General features: G+C 68.9%; 25 protein-coding genes and 1 pseudogene. 11 read left to right on the top strand and 15 right to left on the bottom strand.

Annotated elements, in window-relative coordinates; genetic code table 11:
• Positions 1-73 precede the first annotated feature (73 nt).
• The 4 genes from rpmH to yihA all read left to right on the top strand — a co-directional run bounded on the left by rpmH (position 74) and on the right by yihA (position 3,175).
• The gene (rpmH, locus tag ABOZ73_RS06120; RefSeq protein ID WP_369061575.1) at positions 74-208 is read left to right on the top strand and encodes a 50S ribosomal protein L34; all 135 of its coding nucleotides are present in this window, start codon (positions 74-76) and stop codon (positions 206-208) included.
• A gap of 90 nt (positions 209-298) precedes the next feature.
• Positions 299-679, top strand: coding sequence for a ribonuclease P protein component (gene rnpA, locus ABOZ73_RS06115; RefSeq protein ID WP_369061573.1), 381 nt, complete (start codon positions 299-301; stop codon positions 677-679).
• Positions 680-716: 37 nt separating this feature from the next.
• Entirely contained in the window at positions 717-2,525 is a 1,809-nt protein-coding gene (yidC, locus tag ABOZ73_RS06110; RefSeq protein WP_369061572.1) for a membrane protein insertase YidC, read from the top strand.
• 2 nt (positions 2,526-2,527) lie between these two features.
• On the top strand, positions 2,528-3,175 hold the full coding sequence (yihA, locus tag ABOZ73_RS06105) for a ribosome biogenesis GTP-binding protein YihA/YsxC (RefSeq protein ID WP_369061570.1): 648 nt from the start codon (positions 2,528-2,530) through the stop codon (positions 3,173-3,175).
• Between the two features lie 7 nt (positions 3,176-3,182).
• Here the strand turns inward: yihA and ABOZ73_RS06100 are convergent, their stop codons facing one another.
• Both ABOZ73_RS06100 and ABOZ73_RS06095 read right to left on the bottom strand, forming a co-directional pair.
• Positions 3,183-3,710, bottom strand: coding sequence for a DUF2059 domain-containing protein (locus ABOZ73_RS06100; RefSeq protein WP_369061569.1), 528 nt, complete (start codon positions 3,708-3,710; stop codon positions 3,183-3,185).
• 56 nt (positions 3,711-3,766) lie between these two features.
• Positions 3,767-5,038 carry an amidohydrolase family protein gene (locus tag ABOZ73_RS06095; protein WP_369061567.1) on the bottom strand — a complete coding sequence of 424 codons (1,272 nt, stop codon included), beginning with the start codon at positions 5,036-5,038 and terminating at the stop codon, positions 3,767-3,769.
• A gap of 135 nt (positions 5,039-5,173) precedes the next feature.
• Between ABOZ73_RS06095 and argB the strand changes: the two genes are divergently transcribed.
• From argB to dapD, 3 genes are read left to right on the top strand one after another with little or no spacing between them, the layout of a single operon-like run.
• Positions 5,174-6,088 (top strand): acetylglutamate kinase, encoded by a 915-nt coding sequence (gene argB, locus ABOZ73_RS06090; RefSeq protein ID WP_369061565.1) that lies wholly within the window; start codon positions 5,174-5,176, stop codon positions 6,086-6,088.
• Positions 6,085-6,750 (top strand): pyrimidine 5'-nucleotidase, encoded by a 666-nt coding sequence (locus tag ABOZ73_RS06085; RefSeq protein ID WP_369061563.1) that lies wholly within the window; start codon positions 6,085-6,087, stop codon positions 6,748-6,750. The genes argB and ABOZ73_RS06085 overlap by 4 nt, the downstream gene beginning before the upstream one ends.
• Positions 6,747-7,595, top strand: coding sequence for a 2,3,4,5-tetrahydropyridine-2,6-dicarboxylate N-succinyltransferase (dapD, locus tag ABOZ73_RS06080; RefSeq protein ID WP_369061561.1), 849 nt, complete (start codon positions 6,747-6,749; stop codon positions 7,593-7,595). The genes ABOZ73_RS06085 and dapD overlap by 4 nt, the downstream gene beginning before the upstream one ends.
• Here the strand turns inward: dapD and ABOZ73_RS06075 are convergent.
• Positions 7,592-8,074: a cupin domain-containing protein gene (locus tag ABOZ73_RS06075; protein ID WP_369061559.1), complete on the bottom strand. Its 483-nt coding sequence runs from the start codon at positions 8,072-8,074 to the stop codon at positions 7,592-7,594. The genes dapD and ABOZ73_RS06075 overlap by 4 nt on opposite strands.
• Before the next feature lie 48 nt (positions 8,075-8,122).
• Here ABOZ73_RS06075 and dapE point away from each other — a divergent pair, with 48 nt between their 5' ends.
• Positions 8,123-9,268 carry a succinyl-diaminopimelate desuccinylase gene (gene dapE / locus ABOZ73_RS06070; RefSeq protein WP_369061558.1) on the top strand — a complete coding sequence of 382 codons (1,146 nt, stop codon included), beginning with the start codon at positions 8,123-8,125 and terminating at the stop codon, positions 9,266-9,268.
• Here the strand turns inward: dapE and truA are convergent.
• Complete coding sequence (gene truA, locus ABOZ73_RS06065) at positions 9,244-9,999, bottom strand: tRNA pseudouridine(38-40) synthase TruA (protein WP_369061556.1); 756 nt, start codon at positions 9,997-9,999, stop codon at positions 9,244-9,246. The genes dapE and truA overlap by 25 nt on opposite strands.
• Positions 9,999-10,916: a methionyl-tRNA formyltransferase gene (gene fmt, locus ABOZ73_RS06060; RefSeq protein WP_369061554.1), complete on the bottom strand. Its 918-nt coding sequence runs from the start codon at positions 10,914-10,916 to the stop codon at positions 9,999-10,001. Before fmt ends, truA begins: the two co-directional genes overlap by 1 nt.
• A 73-nt stretch (positions 10,917-10,989) precedes the next feature.
• On the opposite strand from fmt, the gene ABOZ73_RS06055 reads away from it, so the two are divergent.
• Entirely contained in the window at positions 10,990-11,358 is a 369-nt protein-coding gene (locus tag ABOZ73_RS06055) for a cell surface protein (RefSeq protein ID WP_369061552.1), read from the top strand.
• Between the two features lie 3 nt (positions 11,359-11,361).
• On the opposite strand, the gene ABOZ73_RS06050 is transcribed toward ABOZ73_RS06055, so the two are convergent.
• From ABOZ73_RS06050 to ABOZ73_RS06035, 4 genes are read right to left on the bottom strand one after another with little or no spacing between them, the layout of a single operon-like run.
• Positions 11,362-11,883 (bottom strand): DUF1993 family protein, encoded by a 522-nt coding sequence (locus ABOZ73_RS06050; protein ID WP_369061550.1) that lies wholly within the window; start codon positions 11,881-11,883, stop codon positions 11,362-11,364.
• Positions 11,884-11,906: 23 nt separating this feature from the next.
• Positions 11,907-12,425: a peptide deformylase gene (gene def, locus ABOZ73_RS06045; protein WP_369061548.1), complete on the bottom strand. Its 519-nt coding sequence runs from the start codon at positions 12,423-12,425 to the stop codon at positions 11,907-11,909.
• 55 nt (positions 12,426-12,480) lie between these two features.
• A complete protein-coding gene (gene rmuC, locus ABOZ73_RS06040; RefSeq protein WP_369061546.1) occupies positions 12,481-13,713 on the bottom strand; it encodes a DNA recombination protein RmuC in 1,233 nt (410 codons plus the stop codon).
• 37 nt (positions 13,714-13,750) lie between these two features.
• The gene (locus ABOZ73_RS06035) at positions 13,751-14,647 is read right to left on the bottom strand and encodes a LysR family transcriptional regulator (RefSeq protein WP_369061544.1); all 897 of its coding nucleotides are present in this window, start codon (positions 14,645-14,647) and stop codon (positions 13,751-13,753) included.
• A gap of 94 nt (positions 14,648-14,741) precedes the next feature.
• On the opposite strand from ABOZ73_RS06035, the gene ABOZ73_RS06030 reads away from it, so the two are divergent.
• Entirely contained in the window at positions 14,742-15,734 is a 993-nt protein-coding gene (locus ABOZ73_RS06030; RefSeq protein WP_369061542.1) for an aldo/keto reductase, read from the top strand.
• Between the two features lie 4 nt (positions 15,735-15,738).
• Here the strand turns inward: ABOZ73_RS06030 and ABOZ73_RS06025 are convergent, their stop codons facing one another.
• From ABOZ73_RS06025 to ABOZ73_RS06015, 3 genes are all read right to left on the bottom strand, one after another.
• Positions 15,739-15,882: a hypothetical protein gene (locus ABOZ73_RS06025; protein WP_369061540.1), complete on the bottom strand. Its 144-nt coding sequence runs from the start codon at positions 15,880-15,882 to the stop codon at positions 15,739-15,741.
• On the bottom strand, positions 15,879-16,931 hold the full coding sequence (locus ABOZ73_RS06020) for a pyridoxal-phosphate dependent enzyme (RefSeq protein ID WP_369061538.1): 1,053 nt from the start codon (positions 16,929-16,931) through the stop codon (positions 15,879-15,881). Before ABOZ73_RS06020 ends, ABOZ73_RS06025 begins: the two co-directional genes overlap by 4 nt.
• A gap of 104 nt (positions 16,932-17,035) precedes the next feature.
• Positions 17,036-17,512 (bottom strand): Lrp/AsnC family transcriptional regulator, encoded by a 477-nt coding sequence (locus tag ABOZ73_RS06015; RefSeq protein WP_369061536.1) that lies wholly within the window; start codon positions 17,510-17,512, stop codon positions 17,036-17,038.
• 140 nt (positions 17,513-17,652) lie between these two features.
• Between ABOZ73_RS06015 and ABOZ73_RS06010 the strand changes: the two genes are divergently transcribed.
• A complete protein-coding gene (locus tag ABOZ73_RS06010) occupies positions 17,653-18,270 on the top strand; it encodes a glutathione S-transferase family protein (RefSeq protein WP_369061534.1) in 618 nt (205 codons plus the stop codon).
• A 50-nt stretch (positions 18,271-18,320) separates the two neighbouring features.
• Here the strand turns inward: ABOZ73_RS06010 and leuB are convergent, their stop codons facing one another.
• The 3 genes and pseudogenes from leuB to leuC form a co-directional block, all read right to left on the bottom strand.
• Positions 18,321-19,373: a 3-isopropylmalate dehydrogenase gene (gene leuB / locus ABOZ73_RS06005; RefSeq protein ID WP_369061532.1), complete on the bottom strand. Its 1,053-nt coding sequence runs from the start codon at positions 19,371-19,373 to the stop codon at positions 18,321-18,323.
• 52 nt (positions 19,374-19,425) lie between these two features.
• Positions 19,426-20,037, bottom strand: coding sequence for a 3-isopropylmalate dehydratase small subunit (gene leuD / locus ABOZ73_RS06000; protein ID WP_369061531.1), 612 nt, complete (start codon positions 20,035-20,037; stop codon positions 19,426-19,428).
• Positions 20,037-21,462 (bottom strand): annotated as a pseudogene (gene leuC, locus ABOZ73_RS05995) (3-isopropylmalate dehydratase large subunit). The gene leuD and the pseudogene leuC overlap by 1 nt, the downstream one beginning before the upstream one ends.
• Between the last annotated feature and the right edge of the window lie 112 nt (positions 21,463-21,574).

The raw sequence follows: 21,574 nt of genomic DNA, 5'->3' as shown, positions 1-21,574 counted from the left end.
CCTTCCCTTATCCACCGCCGCTCACTCGCGACGGGGCTTCTCCCGGCGTGAAACTCAATTTCGGAGCCACATCGTGAAGCGGACCTTCCAGCCGTCCCAACTCGTGCGCAAGCGCCGTCACGGCTACCGCGCGCGCATGGCCACCAAGAATGGTCAAAAGGTCGTCGCGCGTCGCCGCGCCAAGGGCCGCAAGCGCCTGACGGCCTAATCCACGTCTGGCCGCATGGCCGACTTGGAACTTGAAGACATCTTTCGCCCCGTCGATCCTGTCGGCGGGGCGATTGTCGTTTCAGGACCCATGAACCAGTCCCTGACCATCCAGCGCATGACCGTGCGGCCCCAGTTCCTGGCGGCGGCCAAGGGCCCGTACCTGGCTCGGGGCGCGGTGATGGTCCAGATGCTGGCCCGCAACGACGGGGATCCGGTCGTCCACGCCGGTTTCACCGCCACCCGCAAGGTCGGCGGGGCCGTGGTCCGCAACCGCTGCAAGCGCCGCCTGCGCGAGGCCGCGCGCCTTCTGCTGCCCGAGCTTGGCAAGCCGGGGTGCGACTATGTGTTCGTCGCCAGAGGCGGCACGGCGACGCGGTCCTGGCCGCGTTTGCTTGACGACGTGAAAAGCGCGCTGATAAGCCTCGCGGCCGAACGCGCGCCCGCAAAGGGCCAAGACGCCCCTATATGATGAGCCACCGGCTCCCTTCCCGCTTCCAAGGCCCCGCATGAACAACAACTCCTCCCGCAATACGATCGTCTTCGTCGTGTGCGCGGCCGTCATCTTCATCGCCTACCAGTTCTTCGTGCTGGAGCCGGCGACCAAGAAGCGCCAGGCGGAGCAGCGCGCGCGCGCGGCAGTCGAGCAGTCGCAGAAGGGCTCCAACGCCGGCCCCCTGGGGCCGAACGCCTCGGCCCCGGCCCAGCGCGTGAACCGCGCCCAGGCCGCCTCGGCCAGCCCGCGCGTCGCCATCGACACCCCGGCCCTCAAGGGCTCGGTGGCCCTGAAGGGCGCCCGCATCGACGACCTCTACCTGACCCAGTATCGCGAGGCGGTGACCCGCAATTCGCCGCCGGTCGAGCTGTTCCGCCCCGAGGGCGCGGAGCACGCCTATTTCGCCGACTTCGGCTGGGTCGGTCAGAACCTGCCCGGCCTGCCGGGTCCAAACACGGTGTGGACCGTGGCCCAGGGCGACAAGCTGGCGCCGGGCCGTCCGCTGGTCCTGACCTATGACAACGGCCAGGGCCTGCAGTTCAGCCGCCGCATTGAGGTGGACGACAAGTTCATGTTCACGGTGAGCGACACCGTGCGCAACGCGGGCGGCGCTCCGGTCAGCCTGACCCCGTACGCCTCGGTCCAGCGCCAGGGCGTGCCGCAGCACCTGGGCACCAACCAGATCGTCCACGAGGGCGGCATCGCCATGCTGGGCACGGACAAGCCCGACCTGCACGAAGCCAAGTACAAGAAGTGGAAGAAAGAGCCGGAACAGTCCTTCGCCTCCAAGGGCGGCTGGATCGGCATCAACGACAAGTACTGGCTGGCGGCTCTGATCCCGTCCCAGACCGAGACCATCAAGGGTCAGTTCCGGGTGACCCCGGTCGGCGGCTCCGACATCTATGACGCCAACTGGCTCGGCTCGGCCCGCACCGTGCAGCCGGGCGGCTCGATCACCGAGACCAGCCGCCTGTTCGCCGGCGCCAAGACCGTGCCGGTCCTGCGCGAGTACGAAGACAAGCTGGGCGTTCCCCGCTTCGACATGGCCGTCGATTGGGGCAACTTCTGGTTCTTCACCCGCCCCATCTTCCTGGTGCTGGAATTCGTCTTCAAGCAAGTCGGCAACTTCGGTCTCGCCATCCTTGCCCTGACCGTTCTGGTGAAGCTGCTGTTCTATCCGCTGGCGGACAAGAGCTACGAGTTCCTGGCCAAGATGAAGAAGGTCCAGCCTCAGGTCGAGGATCTGCGGGCTCGCTTCAAGGACGATCCCGCCAAGCAGCAGCAGGAGATGATGGCCCTCTACCAGCGCGAGAAGGTCAACCCGTTCATGGGCTGCCTGCCGATGCTGGTGCAGATCCCGGTCTTCTACGCCCTGTTCAAGGTGCTGACCGTCACCATCGAAATGCGCCATGCGCCGTTCTTCGGCTGGATCAAGGACCTGTCCTCGCGCGATCCGTCGACGATCTGGAACCTGTTCGGCGTCATCCCGTATGACCCGGCGGTCGTGCCGCTGGTCGGCGGCCTGCTGAACGGCCCGCTGCACCTGGGCGTCTGGGGCATCGCCTATGGCGTGTCCATGTGGCTGAGCCAGGCGATGAACCCGCCGCCGGCCGACCCGGTCCAGCGCAAGATCTTCGCCTACATGCCGATCATCTTCACCTTCATGCTGTCGCAGTTCGCGGTCGGCCTGATCATCTACTACACGTGGTCGAACCTGCTCACGATCGCCCAGCAGTACGTGATCTTCCGCCGCTACAAGGTGGACAACCCGATCGACCAGATCCTCGGCCGACTGTCCGGCAAGAAACCCAAGGCGGCCTGATCTTGAGCGACCCGCTCTTCACCGACGATGACCTGGAGGCCGGGCGGCTGCTGTTCGCCCGTCCCTCGGTGTTCATGATGGGCGCCGTCAGCATGGACGGCCTGCCGCCGGACCTGCTGCCGGAAGTGGCCTTCGCGGGCCGCTCCAACGTGGGCAAGTCCAGCCTGATCAACGCCGTCGTCGGCCAGAAGTACCTGGCCCGCGCCTCGAACGAGCCGGGCCGCACGCGCGAGCTGAACTTCTTCGTCACCGACGAGAAGCTTCACCTGGTCGACCTGCCCGGCTACGGCTGGGCCCGCGCGGCCAAGACCGAGGTGAAGAAATTCCAGAACCTCGGCCGCGACTATCTGCGCGGCCGTCCGGCGCTGAAGCGGGTCTATCTGCTGATCGACAGCCGCCATGGCCTGAAGTCGGTGGACAACGAGCCCATGGACGCCCTCGACAAGGCGGCGGTCTCCTACCAGATCATCCTGACCAAGGCCGACAAGCTGAAGCCGACCGAGGTCGAGGCCGTGGCCGAAAAGACCCTCAAGGCGATCGCCAAGCGTCCCGCCGCCTTCCCGCGCGTCCTGGCCACCTCGTCCGAAAAGGGCGTCGGCATTCCCGAACTGCGCGCCGAGATCATGACCGTCTGCGGCGTCCGGCCGTAAGGCTCGATCAGGTCTTCTTTCCCGGGATTCGCTGTTCCGTCTCGGGCGCGGCGCAGCCGCCGATGGCGGCGCAGAAGCGGGCCTGCATCTCGGCCTCGATCTGGGGCTGAACTTCCGCGATGGCGCTTTCCATGGCCGGGCCCATGATCTTGCGGCCCTTCTCCAGCCAGGCCTTGCCGGCGGGGGAGACGTAGAAGGCGTTGATGCCGTTCAGCTCTTCGGTCGTGAAGGTGGTGGCGCAGGTCTCGATCACCCGCTGGACCACCACCGCCTTGCCGCTGTCCAGGGACAGCTTCAGGGCGGTCTTGTAGGCCTCGATGCTGTCCTCGCTGTCGGCGAAGGGGGTGATCCGCTCGGCCACCTGATTGACGATGGCGGTGATCTTGTCCTCCATGTCCTCCTGCAGGCCCGCCAGCTCGACCGAGCGGGCGCACAGGGCCATGCGCTCGGCGGCGACGGCGTCGGCCGTGGTCGCCAGGGCGGGTGTGGCGAAGAGCAGGCCGAGGGCGGCCAAGGCGCAGGCTGTGGTCTTCATGGTGGTCCGTCTAGTCGATAGGGCCCGTCTAGGCCTTGATCCGGGTCAAGCGCGGATCAGTTCGGCCCCTTGACCACAACCCCGCCCTTGATCACCGCCACGGGCTTTTCCAGCACCGTCACGTCCTTCAGCGGATCGCCCAAGACCGCGATCATGTCGCCCCAGGCGCCGTCCTTGATCTGGCCCACGTCAGGGCGAGCCAGCGCCTCCGAGGCGTTGAGGGTGGCGGTGCGGATCGCCTCCAGGGGCGTCATTCCATAACGCACCATGATCGCGAACTGCTTGCCGCTGTCCTTGTGCGGATAGACGCCGGTGTCGGTCCCGTAGACCATCTTCACCCCAGCCGCGTGCGCCTTGCGGAAGTTGTTGCGCTGGATCTCGGCGATCTCGCGGTCCTTGCGCAGGTTGTCCTCCAGCACGCCGTTCTTGGCGCCCTCGGCCTGGGTGTACTCGGTGTTGTAGATGTCCATCGAGAACCAGGCGCCCTTGGCCTTGGCCAGGCGGATGCCCTCATCGTCGACCAGGCTGACGTGCTCGATGGTGTCGACACCGGCGCGAATGGCGTCCTTGATCCCGGCCGCGCCATGGGCGTGGGCGGCGACCTTCAGGCCCCACATGTGCGCCTCGTCGACGATGGCGGTCATGTCGGCCAGGGACAGCTGTTGCTGGCCCGGTTCGGTGTTGCGCGAGAAGACCCCGCCCGTGGCGCAGATCTTGATCACCTCGGCCCCGTACTTGCGAAGGGTGCGGACCACCTTGCGGCCCTCTTCGGGACTGTCGGCGTTGAACTCGCTGGCCTGCTTCATGGAGGGCGGGAAAAAGGTGCTGTCGCAGTGCCCGCCCGTGGCGCCGAAGCTGGAGCCCGCCGGGATCACCCGCGGCCCGACCAGATAGCCCATGTCGATGGCCTGCTTCAGGCCCACATCCACATAGGGCGACGTGCCCAGCGAACGAACGGTGGTGAAGCCCGCCTCCAGGGTGTCCTTCGCATTCCGCGGCGCGGTGAAGGTGTGGAAGCTGTCGGTGTACTGCAGGCCGGTATAGCCGCCCAGTTCGGGCGCGCCTTCCAGGTGCGTGTGCATGTCGATCAGGCCGGGCAGCAGGGTCGTCGCGCCCAGGTCGATGGTCTTGGTTGCGGCGGGCAGGGTGGTGGAGGCCAGGTTCCCGACCGAGGTCACGCGTCCGTCGGTGATCACCACCAGGGGCTTTTCCACGTAACGGCCCGTCGCCACGTCCAGCAGCCGGTCGGCGGTCACGGCCACCGTTTCGGCCTCGGCCGAACCCGCCAGAGCCGCCGCGAGCACAGCCGCCGTCATCATACGCTTCATGGACGTCCCCCTAGAAAACACCAGGTCAGGACGCTATGGGCCAAAACGTCCGGCGCCTAGGCCCATGGCGAACGTGACAGGGGGGGCAAGGTCCGCTATCGAAGCGCGCCTTTCGATTGGGCGGAGAGCGCCGAAATGACCGACAGTTCCGTGACCCCCGACTGGGCCGGCGCCAAGACCCTCGCAGAGGCTCTGCCCTACATCCAGATCTATGACCGCGAGACCGTGGTCATCAAGTACGGCGGCCACGCCATGGGCGAGAGCGAAAGCGCCAAGCGCTTCGCCGCCGACGCCGTGCTGCTGAAGCTGCTGGGCGTGCACCCCGTGGTCGTCCACGGCGGCGGCCCGCAGATCAGCCGCATGCTCGACCGCGCCGGGGTGAAGTCGACCTTCATCGACGGCCTGCGCGTCACCGACGAAGCCACCATGGAAGTGGCCGAGATGGTCCTGTCCGGCGCGATCAACAAGGAGATCGCCAACTGGATCACCCTGGCCGGCCGCGAGGCGGACGTGCGGGGCGTGGGCCTGTCGGGCAAGGACGCCCGCCTGATCACCGTCGAGAAGGCTGCCCGTACCCGCAAGGACCCGGACAGCAACATCGAGCAGGTCGTCGATCTCGGCTTCGTGGGCGAGCCGACCCGCGTCGATCCCCAGCTGATCGAGGCCCTGATCACCTCCGAGCAGGACTACATCCCCGTCGTCGCGCCGATCGGCGTGTCCGAGCAGGGCGAGACCTACAACATCAACGCCGACACCGTGGCCGGCGCCCTGGCCGGCGCCCTGCGCGCCAAGCGCATGCTGCTGCTGACCGACGTGGCCGGCGTGCTGGACGAGAACAAGGAGCTCATCCGCGAGCTCACCGTCGCCGAGTTGCGCGGCCTGATCGCTTCGGGCGTCGCCACCGGCGGCATGATCCCCAAGCTGGAGACCGCCATCGCCGCCGTGGAATCGGGCGTGGAAGCCGTCGTCATCCTCGACGGCCGCCGCCCGCACGCCATGCTGGTGGAGCTGTTCAGCGAGCACGGGGCGGGCACGCTCATCCGCGCATGACCGCTGACCTCGCCCACATCGACGTCTGGCTGTTCGACCTCGACAACACCCTGTACCCGGCCTCGACCGAGTTCATGGGTCTGATCGAGGTTCGGATGACCGACTTCGTGGCGCGGGCGACCGGCCTGCCGCGCGACGAGGCCCGCGCGCTGCAGAAGCGCTACTGGATGGAGCACGGCACGACCCTGGCGGGCCTGATGGCCCACCACGGCATCGACCCGACCGACTTCCTCAACGAGGTCCATGACGTGGCTCTCGACCGCCTGGCGCCCGATCCGCTGCTGCGCGCGGCGGTGGAGCGTCTCCCCGGCCGCCGGCTGATCTTCACCAACGGCTCGGCCGCCCACGCCGAACGGGTCCTGGCGCACCTGCGGCTGGACGACCTGTTCGAGGACACCTTCCACATCGAGGCGGCCGACTACATCCCCAAGCCCGCGCCGGGGACCTTCGACCGCATGACCAAGCGCCATGGCGTCGATCCGCGCGGCGCCGCCTTCTTCGAGGACAGCGAGAAGAACCTCGCCCCGGCCGCCCTGATCGGCATGACCACCGTTCTGGTCGGCGACGACGCGCCGACCTCGACCGCCGATTTCGTCCATCACAAGACCACCGACCTGGCCGGCTTCCTCGCTGGGGCCAGCATCAAGGAGACCGCCCGATGAACCATGAGCTTCAAACCGAAATCGAAGCCGCCTGGGAGGTCCGCGACACCCTCAACACCGACACCCGCGGCGGCGTGCGCACGGCGGTCGACCAGGCCCTGGCTCAGCTGGACGCCGGCGAGGCCCGCGTGGCCGAGAAGATCGACGGCGAGTGGGTCACCCATCAGTGGCTCAAGAAGGCGGTCCTGCTGTCCTTCCGCCTGAACCCCAACCGCGTCATGGCCTCGGCCCCGCTGTTCGGCGGCGCGGGCACGGGTTCGCCCAGCCCCTATTTCGACAAGGTGCCGCTGAAGTTCGACGACTGGACCGACGCCGATTTCCAGGCCGCTGGTTTCCGCGTGGTGCCGGGCGCGGTCGCCCGTCGCGGCTCGTTCATCGGCAAGGGCGTGGTCCTGATGCCGTCCTTCGTCAACATCGGCGCCTATGTCGATGACAGCACCATGGTCGACACCTGGGCCACAGTCGGCTCCTGCGCCCAGATCGGCAAGCGCGTCCACATCAGCGGCGGCGCCGGCATCGGCGGCGTGCTGGAGCCCCTGCAGGCCAACCCGACCATCATCGAGGACGACTGCTTCATCGGCGCCCGCTCGGAAGTGGCCGAAGGCGTGATCGTCGGCCAGGGCGCGGTGCTGTCCATGGGCGTGTTCCTGTCGGCCTCGACCAAGATCGTCGACCGCGCCACGGGCCAGATCCACATGGGCAAGGTGCCGCCCTACAGCGTCGTCGTGCCGGGCTCCCTGCCGGGCAAGGACGGTGGTCCGGGCCTGTATTGCGCCGTCATCGTCAAGACGGTGGACGCCCAGACGCGCTCCAAGACCGGCATCAACGAGCTGCTGCGCGACTAGGGCTCGGTCCGGCGGACGATCGGTCCGTAGGGGACCCCGGCCTTCGTCTCGTATTCCTCGCCGCCCAGCGGCAGATGGATGTCCACATCGGGATAGGTGCAGACGTCGGCCTCGGGCCGGCGTCCGCCCACCTCCAGCAGCAGGGCGTCCCGGCCGCTCCGGTTTTGCAGGTGATGGCCGTTGGGCGCGCCGGCTGGAAAGCCCGCGCATTCGCCGGCCCGCAGGATGGTCTCGGTCCCGTCCTCGACCAGCACCACCTCGCCCTCCAGCACCCACACGAACTCGTCCTCGGCCATGTGCCAGTGCCGCTGGCTGCTCCACTGATCGGGCGGCAGGCGCATCAGGTTCACCCCGAACTGGTTCAGCCCCGCCGCGTCGCCCAGCGCCTGGCGCTCCCGGCCGATGCACTGCAGGTGGTAGGGCGGCGGATAGCCAGTGCCCGCCATGACGGGCGTGGAGGCGAGATCGATCTTGGGCACGGGGAACTCTGATTTGCACCAAACGGACGCGGAGCCTAAACCGGCGCCATGACCGCCGCCATCGATCCCGTCGCCTTCGCGCAGGAACTCATCCGCCGCCCGTCCGTCACCCCCGCCGACGCGGGCGCCATGGACGTGCTTCAGCGCAAGCTGGAGGCCCTGGGCTTTTCCTGCCGCCGCATGAAGTACGGCGAGATCGAGAACCTCTACGCCCGTCGCGGGACCGCCTCGCCGAACCTCTGCTTCGCCGGCCACACCGACGTGGTGCCCACGGGCGATCTCGCCGCCTGGAGCCAGGATCCCTTCGAGGCCCCCATCGTCGACGGCAAGCTGATCGGCCGCGGCGCGGTAGACATGAAGAGCGCCATCGCCGCCTTCGTCGCCGCCGTCTCCAACAGCCCCGAGCCCGCCGGCTCCATCAGCTTCCTGATCACCGGCGACGAGGAGGGCGTGGCCCTCGACGGCACCAAGAAGGTGGTCGAGGCCCTGATCGCCGAGGGCGAGCCCGTCGATCACTGCGTGGTGGGCGAACCCACCAGCGCCACGGTCTTCGGCGACATGATCAAGGTCGGCCGCCGGGGCAGCATCAACGCCTGGATCACGGTGGAGGGGATTCAGGGCCACGTGGCCTATCCACACCGCTCGGCCAACCCGATCCCTGTGCTGGTCGACCTGCTGGCAAAACTCCAGGCCCGCGTGCTGGATGAGGGATACCAGGACTTCCAGCCCTCGAACCTGGAGGTCACCACCATAGACGTCGGCAATCCGGCGACGAACGTGATCCCGGCTACCGCCAAGGCGCGGCTGAACATCCGCTTCAACCCCAACCACACCGGCGCGTCGCTGACCGAGTGGCTGCAGGCCGAATGCGCCGCGGCGGGCGAGGGCTTCAAGGGGACGTTGACCCTCGACCCCATGGTCAGCGGCGAGGCCTTCCTGACCGAACCCGGCCCCTTCGTGGACGTGGCCGCCGGCGCCTTCGAGGATGTCACCGGCCACGCGCCGGAACGCTCCACCAGCGGCGGCACCTCCGACGCCCGCTTCATCCGCAGCCTGTGCCCGGTGGTGGAGATGGGCCTGGTCGGCACGACCATGCACCAGATCGACGAACGCGCCCCGGTCAGCGAGATCGAGGCCCTGACGAAAGTCTACGAGCGCCTGATCGCGCGTTATTTCACGGCGTTCGATTCGTAACCCACGCCTGTGAAGTACAGCCCGTCCGCCGGGGCCACGGGGCCGCAGGCGCGGCGGTCCTTGGCTTCGAGGGCGGCCTTCAGGTCCTCGGCGGTCCAGCGGCCGACGCCGACCTCGACCAGGGTGCCGACCATCGACCGCACCTGGCGATGCAGGAACGAGCGGGAGGCGAACTCGGCCAGAACCACCTCGCCCTCGCGATAGACCTTCACCAGGTCCAGGGTCTTCATCGGCGACTTGGCCTGGCACTGCATGTCGCGGAAGGTGGTGAAGTCGTGATGCCCGACCAGCGCCTGGCCGGCGGCGTGCATGGCCGCCGCGTCGATGGGCTTCTTCACCAGCCACACGCGCCCCTGGTCCAGGGCCGGCGGCGCCTTGCGGTTGAGGATGCGGTACTGATAGCGCCGCTCGGTCGCCGAGAAGCGGGCGTGCCAGTCGCCGATCGCCAGCTCCGCCTCGACGATGGCCACCGGCTCGGGAACCAGGTGGGCGTTTAGGGCGTCGCGGACGACCTCCGGCTTCCAATCCTTCTCCAGGTCGATATGGACCACCTGGCCGGTGGCGTGGACGCCGGTGTCGGTGCGGCCGGCGGCCTGCAGGCGCACGTCCTCGCCGCAGAAGGCCTTCACCGCCCGCTCGATGGAGCCCTGCACCGACGGCAGGTCGCCCTGGGCCTGCAGGCCGCGATAGGGGCGGCCGTCATACTCGACGAGAAGGCGGTAGCGGGGCATCAGCCGACCTGCGCGCCGGCCGGCACCGGATAGCCGTTGAGGAAGACGTCGGCGTTCTGGGCGCCCTTGCCCTCGCGCTGGACGGTCAGCAGGCGCACCGCGCCCTCGCCGCAGGCGATCAGCAGGCGGTCGTCCAGGGTCACGCCCGGCGCGCCCTCGCCATCCTCCAGCCGCGACAGCAGGGCCTTCACCCGCACGCCGCCCGGTCCTTCGAACCAGGCGCCGGGGAAGGGGGACAGGCCCCGGATATGACGGTCGATCTCGGCGGCCGGGCGCGTCCAGTCGATGCGCGCCTCATCCGACTTGATCTTCTTGGCGTAGGTGACGCCCTCTTCGCCCTGCGGCGTGCCGGCCGCGCCGCCGCGCTCGATGGCGGCCAGGGCGCGGGGCAGCAGCGAGGCGCCGACCTGGGCCAGGCGTTCGGACAGGGTGGCGGCGGTGTCCAGGGCGTCGATGCGCACCGTCTCCGACAGCAGCACCGGCCCCTCGTCCAGGCCTTCGCTCATGCGCATGACCTGCACGCCGGTGAGCGCATCCCCGGCCATGATCGCCCGCTGGATCGGGGCGGCCCCGCGCCATCGCGGCAGCAGGGAGGCGTGGACGTTGAAGCAGCCCAGGCGCGGCGCCTCCAGCACCTCGCGCAGCAGGATCTGGCCGTAGGCGACCACCACGGCGGCGTCGAGGTCCAGGGCCTGGAACGCCTCGATCTCCTCCGGGGTCTTCATGCTGGCGGGGGTGCGAACCTCCAGGCCCAGGGTTTCGGCGAAGGCATGGACGGGCGAGGGTTTCAGCGCCTGGCCCCGGCCGCGCGGACGCGGCGGCTGGGAATAGACGCAGACGATCTCATGGCCGGCCGAGACCAGTTCGGCCAGGCTCTGGACCGCGAATTCGGGGGTGCCGAGGAAAGCAAGACGCATGGGCGTGGTTTAGCGGTCCGGAACCGTCCTCGCCATGCCTACGTTTGATGCCGCAACAGAGGAGAGCTTAGCCATGCGTTCCATCCTTCTCGCCGCCACGGCGATCGCCGCCCTGTCCGTCGCCGCCTGCTCGCAGGAGCAACGCTCCGAGATCAAGGAAGGCGCCGACAGCGCGGCCTCGGAAGTCCGGGAAGCCGCCAGCGACATCAAGAACGACACCGACGTCAAGGATGCGGGCAATGCGATCCGCGAAGCCGCCAAGGACAGCGGTCAGGCCTTGAGGGAAACGGCTTCCGAGGCCGGCGACGCCCTTGAGAACGCCGCCGCCGACGCCAAGCGCGAAGGCAAGGAGCTGGGCTCCGACATCAAGCGTGAGACCAACGAGGGCGCGCGCGATCTTCAGCGCGCCACGGATGGTCGCGAAGAGACCAAGCCCCGCTAGGGCTCAGGCGTCCGGCAGCGTTCCTGGCCGCACATAGGCCAGGGCGTGCGGGACATAGTCCGCCTTGCCCAGGGTGACGCCCGCCTGCCGCATGACGGCGTATGCGGAGTTCAGGTGGAAATAGAACTGCGGCAGGGCCCAGTCGCGCAGGTACTGCTCACCGGTAATGTCCAGGATCATGCCATTGGGCAGGACCAGTTCGATGGCGCGGTCGTCCGCGCCGTCGAAGGCCTGCTCCGGCGTCGCCGCCAGCAGGGCGAGGGTTTCCGCGACCCGGGCCTTCAGGGCGTCGAAGGTCGGTTCGATCTCGACCCGCGGGGCCGGCGTCGGGCCGCTTAGGCGCGCGACCGCGTCGGCGGCCTGATAGCAGGCGTAGCGAACCTGATCAGACAGCGGGAACATGTCCGGCGCCAGTCGCGCGCCGGCCAAGGCGTCGCCGCCGAAGCTTGCGCCCTTGTCGAGTTGTCCGGCCAGGGCGCGCAGCATCTGGCTGAAGGTCGGAACGGCGAGGGCGTAAAGGTTCATTATGGCTTGGGGTGCGCGCGGCCTCAGGCGGCGCGCATCACCTTCTTGACCTTGGTGATGGCCCGGTCGCGGCGCAGGCGCGACAGGTGATCGATGAACAGCACGCCTTCCAGGTGGTCCATCTCGTGTTGGATGCAGACCGCGAACAAGCCCTCGGCCTCTTCCTCGACCTGCTCGCCCTGATAGTTCAGGTAGCGCAGCGTGACCTTCGCCGGGCGTTCGACCTCGTCGAAATATTCCGGGATCGACAGGCAGCCTTCCTCGTAGGGAAGGGTCTCTTCCGACTTGGTTAGGATCTCCGGGTTCACGTAGTAACGCGGAGCCTTCTCCTCGCCCGAGCCCAGGTCCATGACGATGACGCGCTTGGGCACGCCGATCTGCACGGCGGCCAAGCCGATGCCCGGGGCGTCGTACATGGTCTCCAGCATGTCATCCATCAGGGCGCGCAGTTCATCGTCCACGCCCTCGACGGGGGTGGAGACCTGCTTGAGAACCGCCGTGTCGGCGGCGTTGTCCACGGTAAGGATGCGTCGGATAGCCATGGGCGGGAGGTAGGCGCGATATGGCCGAAGGTCAAGATTTCCGGGGTTTTCCGGACTATTCCGCCGCAGGGGAGTCCAGCTTGGTGACGGGGCGAACGCCCAGTTCCACGGGCGCCAAGGCCTCGATCTGCTTGCCGCCGCCATCGACCTTCAGCTTCTCGAACTCGCGCGCCTTGGGCAGCACCCGGCTCTCCAGTGATCCGACCAGCGAGTTGTACTTGTCCACGGCCCGCGACAGCGACTGGCCCACGCCAGCCACATGCGACCCCATGTCGGCGATGCGCTTGTAGAGTTCGCGGCCGGCCGCGGCGACTTCGACCGCGTTCTTGGCCTGCTCCTCGACCCGCCAGCCGTAAGCCACCGCCTTGCAGAGCGCGAAGAGGGTCGAGGGCGTCACCAGGATGACCCGCTTGTCCATCGCCTCGGTCATCAGGTCCGGCGCCCGTTCCAGGGCCGTGGCCAGGATTCCGTCCCCCGGCACGAACATGGCGACGAAGTCGGGCGAGACGTCCATGGCGTCCCAATAGGCTTTGGCGGAAAGCTGCTGGATGTGGGTGCGGACGCTCTGGGCGTGGCGGATGAAGGCGGCTTCGCGGCCGGCGTCGTCCACCGCGTCCTGGCCTTCCAGATAGGCGGTCAGCGAGCACTTGGCGTCGATGACGAAGGCGGCGTTGCGCGGCATGCGGACGACGACGTCCGGGCGCAGGCGGCCGGAGTCCAGTTGCGCCTGCTCCGTAAAGTCGAAGCCGTGCTTCAGCCCAGCCATCTCCAGCACGTTGCGCAGCATCTGCTCGCCCCATCGGCCCTGGACGCCCGCCCCGCGGCGAAGAGCGGCGGACAGCTTCTGCGCCTCGGCCTGGGTGGCGCGCGAGGCTTCCATCAGCGCGCTGAGCTGCACCCGAAGGCCGCCCGTCTCCTCGGCCCGCGCCTTTTCGGAGGCCTGAACCTGGGCCTCGAACTTGGCCAGCGTTTCGGCCACCGGCTTCAGCTGGGCCTCGAGCCGTTGCTGGGCCAGAAGCTCGCGATTGCGGAAGGTCTCGTCGCTGCGCTTCAGCAGCTCCTCGGCCACAACGCTGGCGCTCTGGGCGGCCTGGGCGCGCAGCAGCTCGCCCTGCGTCGCCGCCTGATCCTCCAGCAGCCGGGCGCGGGCTTCCGCCTCGGCCACGCGCTCCTGATAGGCGAAGGCGCGGTCGTCGGCGCGCCCGGCCCGCATCCGCTCCATCAGCGCCCAGGCGAGGAAGGCGAGGGCGAGCACGACGGCGGCGGCGAAGGGGATGGCGAAGTTCATGCTCTGTTCTTAACCCTGATCGCCGGATTCGAAAAGCTCACCGCTCGGCGCGGAGGAAGTCGATGAACGCCCGCAGGGCCGGCGGCATGTGCCGGCGCGACTGGTAGTACAGGCGCGGCCCGGTGAACCGCTCCGACCACTCCGGCAGGATCTCCACCAGGGCGCCCGAGGCGATCCGCGGCGCGACCATCTCGGCGAACAGATAGGACAGCCCCAGGCCTGCCTCGACGGCGGCCAGGTGCATCTCCGGACTGTTGGTGACCAGCGGCCCCTGCGGCGCGACGCGGAACATCTCCTTGCCGTTGGAGAACTCCCAGGCCGGCGACAGCCCGCTCAGGAACCGGTGGCGGATGCAGGCGTGGTCCAGCAGCTCGCGCGGATGGCGCGGCGTCCCGTGGGCGGCCAGATAGGCGGGAGACGCGACGACGGCGAACCTCTGTTCGCGCGGCCCGATGGGCAGAGCGATCATGTCCTTCTCCAGCCGCTCGTCATAGCGGATGCCCGCGTCATAGCCGGCGGCCAGCACGTCGATGAACTCGTCCTGGCCGATGATCTCCAGCCGCACGCCGGGATAGGCGGCCATGAAGCGCAAGGCGATGGGCGGCAGGATGAAGCGCGCCACCACCGTCGGCGCGTTCAGCCGCAAGGTCCCCGACGGCCCCTCCGCGCGCAGGGCGCCCAGCTCCTCCAGCGCCCCGGCCACCTCGCCCAGGGCCGGGCGCAGCCGGGTCAGCAGCCGCTCTCCCGCCTCGGTCGGCGTCACGCTGCGGGTGGTGCGGTTCAGCAGGCGCACGTCCAGTCGCGCCTCCAGCCGCCGCACCGCCTCGCTCAGGCTGGAGGCGGACACCCCGCGCAGGGTCGCTGCACCCCGGAAGCTGCGAGCCCGGGCCACCGCCGCGAAGGCGTCGAGATCGGCGAGATCAACATCATTCATTGTGCGAAATTTCGAACGGGTTGTGCAAACTGACCCGGATTATCGCACGAAAGGTCGCGGCGCATAGTCGGCTCATCCACCAAGGAGCCTCCCCATGCAGACCCGCACCCTCGGCCGCACCGGCCCGCAAGTTTCCGCCTTCGGCCTCGGGGCCATGGGCATGTCCGACATGTACGGTCCGACCGACCGGGCCGAGAGCATCGCCACCATCCACGCCGCCCTCGACGCCGGGATCAACCTGATCGACACCGGCGACTTCTACGGCATGGGCCACAACGAGATGCTGATCGCCGAGGCGCTGAAGGGCGTCGCCCGCGACCGCTACGTGCTCAGCGTCAAGACCGGCGCCCTGCGCGATCCGGCTGGCGGTTTCGCCGGCTACGACTCCCGCCCCGCCGCCCTGAAGAACTTCCTCGCCTACAGCCTCAAGCGCCTGCAGGTGGACTACATCGATGTCTATCGCCCCTCGCGCCTCGATCCGGACGTGCCGATCGAGGACTCCATCGGCGCGCTCAGCGAGATGGTCCAGGCCGGCTACATCCGCCACATCGGCCTGTCCGAGGTCGGCGCCGAAACCATCCGCCGCGCCGCCGCCGTCCACCCGATCACCGACCTGCAGATCGAGTATTCGCTGATCTCGCGCGGGCTGGAGGACCGGATCCTGCCGACCCTGCGCGAACTGGGTATCGACATGACCGCCTATGGCGTGCTGTCGCGGGGCCTGATCAGCGGCCACTGGTCCAAGGACCGCGACATGGGCCGCGACTTCCGCGCCCTGGCGCCCCGCTTCCAGGGCGAGAACCTCGACCACAACCTGGCCCTGGTCGACGCCATCCGCGCGGTGGCCGACGCCAAGGGCGTCAGCGTCGCCCAGATCGCCATCGCCTGGGTGGCGGCCCAGGGGAACGACATCATCCCTCTGATCGGCGCCCGCCGCCGGGATCGCCTGTCCGAAGCCCTGGGCGCGCTCGACGTCGTTCTGACGGCCGAGGACCTGGCCGCCCTGGAACGCGCGGCGCCGAAGGGCGCGGCGGCCGGCGAGCGCTATGCGCCCGCCCTGATGGCCCACCTCGACAGCGAACGTTAGGGCGTCATCGGGATGGAGCGGCCATCCATCCCTCGCTCCAGCGTTGCTCGTCGCAGCTCACTGGCGATGGCGCCCGCGAGCCGAGAATGAGCAGCATCAGCAGGGCCAGCAGCCCGGTGAAGGTGAGCGTGTCGCGAAGGCGGATCATCGGCCGGCCTCCGTCGTCAGCGCGCCTTCGGTGACCACCACCAGCACCACGCTGTCTCCGCTAAGCCCATGTTCGGCGCGAAGCCGTGGATCGTCGGCGGCCTTCAGCAGGCCGGCGATCCCGGCGGCGCCTGACGCGGTGGCGGCCGGGCCGCCTGCCGCCCGCAACATCCGAACGCCCAACGCCAGTTGCGCCTCATCCACGGCGACGCCCGTCGCCCCGTGGTCCAGCAGCCGCCGCAGGGCTGGGGCGGAGGCCAGGCCGCAGGAGAGCATCTCCGCCGCCGTCTCCAGCCCGCCTTCGACCGGCATGGGCCGTCCCTCACGCAGGGCCAGGCCGACACAGGCGGCGGAGGCGGGCTCGACCACGATCAGGCGGCCGTCGCCCAGCAAGCCGCTAGCCAGGGCGGCGGCCAGTCCGCCGACCCCCGCCTGGACGAAGACGTGGGTGGGCCGCGCGCCGGCCATCTGCGCATTCAATTCCTCGGTGATCAGGCCGTAGCCGTCCATCACGTCGCGCACCACCCGGCTGTCCGGATCGCTGGCGGTGTCGGAGATCAGCAGCCCTTCGCCCCGCGCCGCCGCGTGCTCCGCCTGCGCCACCGCATCGTCATAGGTCCCCTCGACCAGGACGACCTGTCCGCCCATGGCGGTGATGCGCTCCGCCCGGACAGGATCGACTGAGGCCGGCAGATAGATCGTGGCCGAGGCCCCGACACGCCGGGCGGCGGCGGCCACCGACAGTCCGTGATTGCCGTCGCTGGCGCAGACCAGCCGCTGCGCCGCCGCTGCTCCGGCCGTCGCCAGCAGGGCCTGCACGTCGGGCAGGTCCAGGCAGCGCGCCAGGGCGCGAAGGCCGGCCAGCATGCCGCCCAGCGACTTGAAGCTGCCCAGCGGCCGCTCGCCCTCCAGCTTGGCGAGGACCACGCCGACCCCGGCGCGCTCCGCCAGCGGGTCGAGCAGGACTAGCGGCGTGGGTTGAAGGTCGCCCCAGACCGCCGCGATCTCGGCCGCGAGGCTGGAGGTGAAGTCGTGGGTGTGCGTGTTCATGCCGCAAGCATGACGGCCGCCTCCGTCGAACGACGGCGAACCACGGAGGCTTCACGCCGAAAAACGGCGCCTCGGTCAGCCTTCGCGCCCGCGAACGCCCTTGATTAGGGCGTCGGGTGCAGGGGCACCGGAATGGTCAGCCCCCGCTTGACCACGCTCAGGGCCACGCTGGTGGTGAAGCGTTTGACGTTGGCGTTTTCGCTCATCAGCCGGACCATCAGCGCGTCATAGGTCTCGGTGTCGGGCGCGCTGACCACAAGGATGAAGTCGGCCTCGCCTGTCACGTAGAAGACCTGCTGGATATGCTCCTCGGCGCTCAGCCATTGGCGAAGCTGGGTCAGCAGCTCCGGCCGCTCGCGTTCGACCTGCAGGTTGACGACGAAGAAGGTCGGCCGCCCCACCGCCTTGGGATCGAGGATGGCCGTCTCGCGGACGATCACCCCCTCGGCCCGCAGCCGCCGCAGGCGACGCTGGATCGCCGAGCTGGACAGCGCCACGCGCCCGGCCAGCTGGTCGGCGGTCTGCCCCGCGTCCTCCTGGATCAGGTTCAGCAACTGGCGGTCGAAACGATCTAGCTCCATGCCGCCGTCCTAGACCGCAAACCTTGCCAAAAAAACCTGCTGACGCGACCCACAACGCCGCAAAACCGCGTGGCTCGTCCCCTACCTCTTCCGGCGCCGCCGCGGCCGTCGCCCGCCGCGCAGACCAAAGGCTGTTGTTGATGAAGCTGCTCTACCAAACCCACTCCCCCTACGCCCGCAAGGTCCTGGTCTTCGCGCACGAGGCCGGCCTGGCCGACCGCATCACGGTCGAGCATCACGAGACCAGCCCCACCCGCCGCAACGCCGAGGTCTTCCCCCGCAACCCGCTCGGCAAGGTGCCGGTGCTGCTGCGCCCGGACCTGGAGCCGATCTTCGATTCCAGCGTGATCTGCGAGTATCTGGACGGCCTGCATCAGGGGCGGAGCCTCATTCCTCAGACCGGTGAGGGCCGCTGGAACGCCCTGCGCCAGCAGGCTGCCGCCCAGGGCATGGCCGACGCCGGGATCGCCCTGCGCTGGGAGACTGTCCGCCGCCCGGAGGCGCTGCGTTATCCGCCGCTGGCGGAGGGCAACGCCCAAAAGCTGATCGAGACCTATGACTGGCTGGAGCAGACCCTGGACGCCGACGCCGGCGTGCATGTGGGCCACATCGCGCTCGCCACGACCCTCGACTGGCTGATCTTCCGCGACCTGCCCGACTTCAGGCCAGGACGGCCGCGCCTCAGCGCCTGGTTCGAAGGGTTTGTAGAGCGCCCGTCCATGCGCGCCACGCCGCTGTCGGGCGAGACGCAGGACTAATCAGTCGGGCCGCCGCCATCCGGAACGGGTGACGGCGGGCTGATGTCGTTTTACAGCGCGGCCAGAACCGCGTCGCCCATCTGGGCGGTGGTCAGGGCGCCGCCCAGGTCGCGGGTGCGGGCACCGCCGTTCAGGGCGGCGTTGACCGCCGCCGTCAGACGGTCGGCCTCCGCCGTGCGGTTCAGGGACCAGCGCAGGGCCATCTCGAAGGACAGGATCGCCGCCAGCGGATTGGCCAGACCCTTGCCCGCGATATCCGGGGCCGAGCCGTGGATCGGCTCGTACAGGCCCGGCTTGTCCGGATCGCCCAGCGCCGCCGACGGCAGCATGCCTAGCGAGCCGGTCAGCATGGCGGCGGCGTCCGACAGGATGTCGCCGAACAGGTTGTCGGTGACGATCACGTCGAACTGCTTGGGCGCGCGGACCAGCTGCATGGCGCAGTTGTCGGCCAGGATGTGCTCCAGCTCGACGTCGGCGTATTCGCGCTTGTGCAGGTCGGTGATGACCTGCTTCCACAGCAGGCCGCTCTCCATCACGTTCGACTTCTCGGCCGAGTGGACCTTGTTGCGGCGGCCGCGCGCCAGCTCGAAGGCGACGCGCCCGGCGCGCTCGATCTCGGCGGTGGTGTAGGTCTGGGTGTCGAAGCCGCGCTTCTGGCCGTCGCCCAGGTCCTCGATGCCTCGGGGCTGGCCGAAATAGACGCCGCCCACCAATTCGCGCACGAAGATCAGGTCCAGGCCCGAGACCAGCTCAGACTTCAGGCTGGACGCGTCGGCCAGCGCCTCGAAGCAATAGGCCGGGCGCAGGTTGGCGTAGACGTTCATCGCCTTGCGCAAGGCCAGCAGGCCCGCTTCCGGGCGCTTGTCGCGCGGGGCGTCGGCCCATTGCGGCCCGCCCACCGCGCCCATCAGCACCGCGTCGGCGGCCAGGGCGGCGTTCAGGGTGTCGTCGGTCAGCGGCGTGCCGTGGGCGTCATAGCTGACGCCGCCATAGATCTTCTCCTCGACGGTCAGGTCGGGGGTCAGCTTCTCCGCCACGCGGCGCACCTGCGCGCAGACCTCGGGGCCGATGCCGTCGCCGGGAAGCAGAAGAAGGGTGGCCATGAGAGGTCCTCGGGAACGCTGAAAACAGGAAGGAAGGGGAGGCGAGGCGGCTTTACGCCTGTTCCAGCCAGGGCTGGCCGATGGCGCGCTTGGTCTCGAACACGTCGATGTCGCCGGCGTGCTGCAGGGTCTCGCCGATGGCGTCCAGGCCCTTCAGCAGCTTTTCCTTGCGGCCCGGATCGATATCGAAGCCATAGGACTTGCCCGACGGCGCGGTGACGGTCTGGGCCTCCAGGTCCACGGTGAAGACGTGGTTGCCGCCCTTGGCCTCGTCCATCAGCGCGTTCACCTGATCGACCGGCAGGACGATCGGCAGCAGGCCGTTGTTGAAGCAGTTGTTGTTGAAGATGTCGGCGAAGCTGGGCGCGATCACGCAGCGGATGCCGAAATCCATCAGCGCCCAGGGGGCGTGTTCGCGGCTCGACCCGCAGCCGAAATTGTCGCCAGCCACCAGGATCGACGTGCCCTTGTACTCCGGCCGGTTCAGCACGAAGTCGCTACGCTCCGCCCCGGTCTCGTCATAGCGGAAGGCGTGGAACAGGCCCTTGCCCAGGCCCTCGCGCTCTACCGTCTTCAGGAAGCGGGCGGGGATGATCTGGTCGGTGTCGATGTTGGTCTGGTTCAGCGGCGCGGCGCGGCTGTCGAGGCGGGTGAAGGCTTGCATCACAGGAACTCCCGCACGTCGGCGATATGGCCGGCGATGGCGGCCGCCGCGGCCATGGCCGGGCTCATCAGGTGGGTGCGCCCGCCGGGGCCCTGGCGGCCCTCGAAGTTGCGGTTGGAGGTCGAGGCGCAGCGCTGGCCCGGGGTCAGCTTGTCCGGGTTCATGCCCAGGCACATTGAGCAGCCCGGCTCGCGCCATTCAAAGCCGGCGGCCTTGAACATGGCGTCCAGCCCCTCGGCCTCGGCCTGCTCGCGCACCAGGCCCGAGCCCGGCACCACCATGGCCCGCACGTGGGGCGCCACCATGCGGCCGTTGACGAAGGCGTGCTGGACCACGCCGGCGGCCTCGCGCAGGTCCTCGATGCGGCTGTTGGTGCACGAGCCGATGAACACCACGTCGACCTTGGCCTCGGTGATCTTCTGGCCGGCGGTCAGGCCCATATAGTCCAGGGCCTTCTGGGCCGACAGGCGGCGGGTCTCGTCGGAAATCGTGGCCGGATCGGGCACCACGTCGGTCACCGCGATGACGTCCTCGGGGCTGGTGCCCCAGGTCACGGTCGGGACCAGCTTGGACACGTCGATCACCACCTCGCGGTCGAACCTGGCGTCCGCGTCGGTGAAGAAGGTCTTCCAGTAGGAGGCGGCCATGTCGAAGGCCGCGCCCTTGGGCGTCGCCGGGCGGCCGCGCAGATAGTCGATGGTGATCTGGTCGGGCGCCACCAGGCCGGCGCGGGCGCCGCCCTCGATGGTCATGTTGCAGAGGGTCATGCGGCCCTCCATCGACAGGGTCTCGATGGCCTCGCCCGCATACTCGATGACGTAGCCGGTGCCGCCGCCGGTGCCGATCTCGCCGATCATGGCCAGGGCGTAGTCCTTGGCGCCGACGCCGGGCGCAGGCGCGCCGGTGAAGGTCACCCGCATGTTCTTCGACTTCTTCTGGCGCAGAGTTCTGGGTCGCCAGGACGTGCTCGACCTCCGACGTGCCGATGCCGTGCGCCAGCGCCCCGAAGGCGCCGTGGGTCGAGGTGTGGCTGTCGCCGCAGACGATGGTCATGCCCGGCTGGGTGCGGCCCTGCTCGGGGCCGACCACGTGGACGATGCCGTTGCGGATGTCGCCCATGCCGAAATACTCGATCCCGGCGGCCTTGGTGTTGGCGCCCAGCGTCTCCAGCTGCAGCTTGGCTTCCGGATCGGTGATCCCGGCGGTGCCCAGGTCCTGGCCCTCAGTCGGGATGTTGTGATCGGCGACCGCGAGGGTGCGGTCGGGGCGGCGCACGCCGCGGCCGGCGCTGCGAAGGCCGGCGAAGGCCTGGGGCGTCGTCACCTCGTGGATGAGGTGCAGGTCGATGTAAAGGATGGCCTCGCCGCCGTCCTCGGCGACCACGTGAGCATCCCAGATCTTGTCGTAGAGGGTTTTGCCGGACATGGCGGCGATTTAGGCCCGTGGAGCGGCCTCGTCCAGTTCCCTGAGCATCATCTTTCGTCGAGCGGCGTCGTGACGCGGCTTTCGCGCAACATTTTGCCCCTCAGGGCCGTGC

It is taken from the genome of Caulobacter sp. 73W, from assembly GCF_041021955.1.
Classification (GTDB): domain Bacteria; phylum Pseudomonadota; class Alphaproteobacteria; order Caulobacterales; family Caulobacteraceae; genus Caulobacter.
Note: the sequence above shows the minus strand (reverse complement) of the source record. Positions and strands in the feature narration are given on the sequence as shown.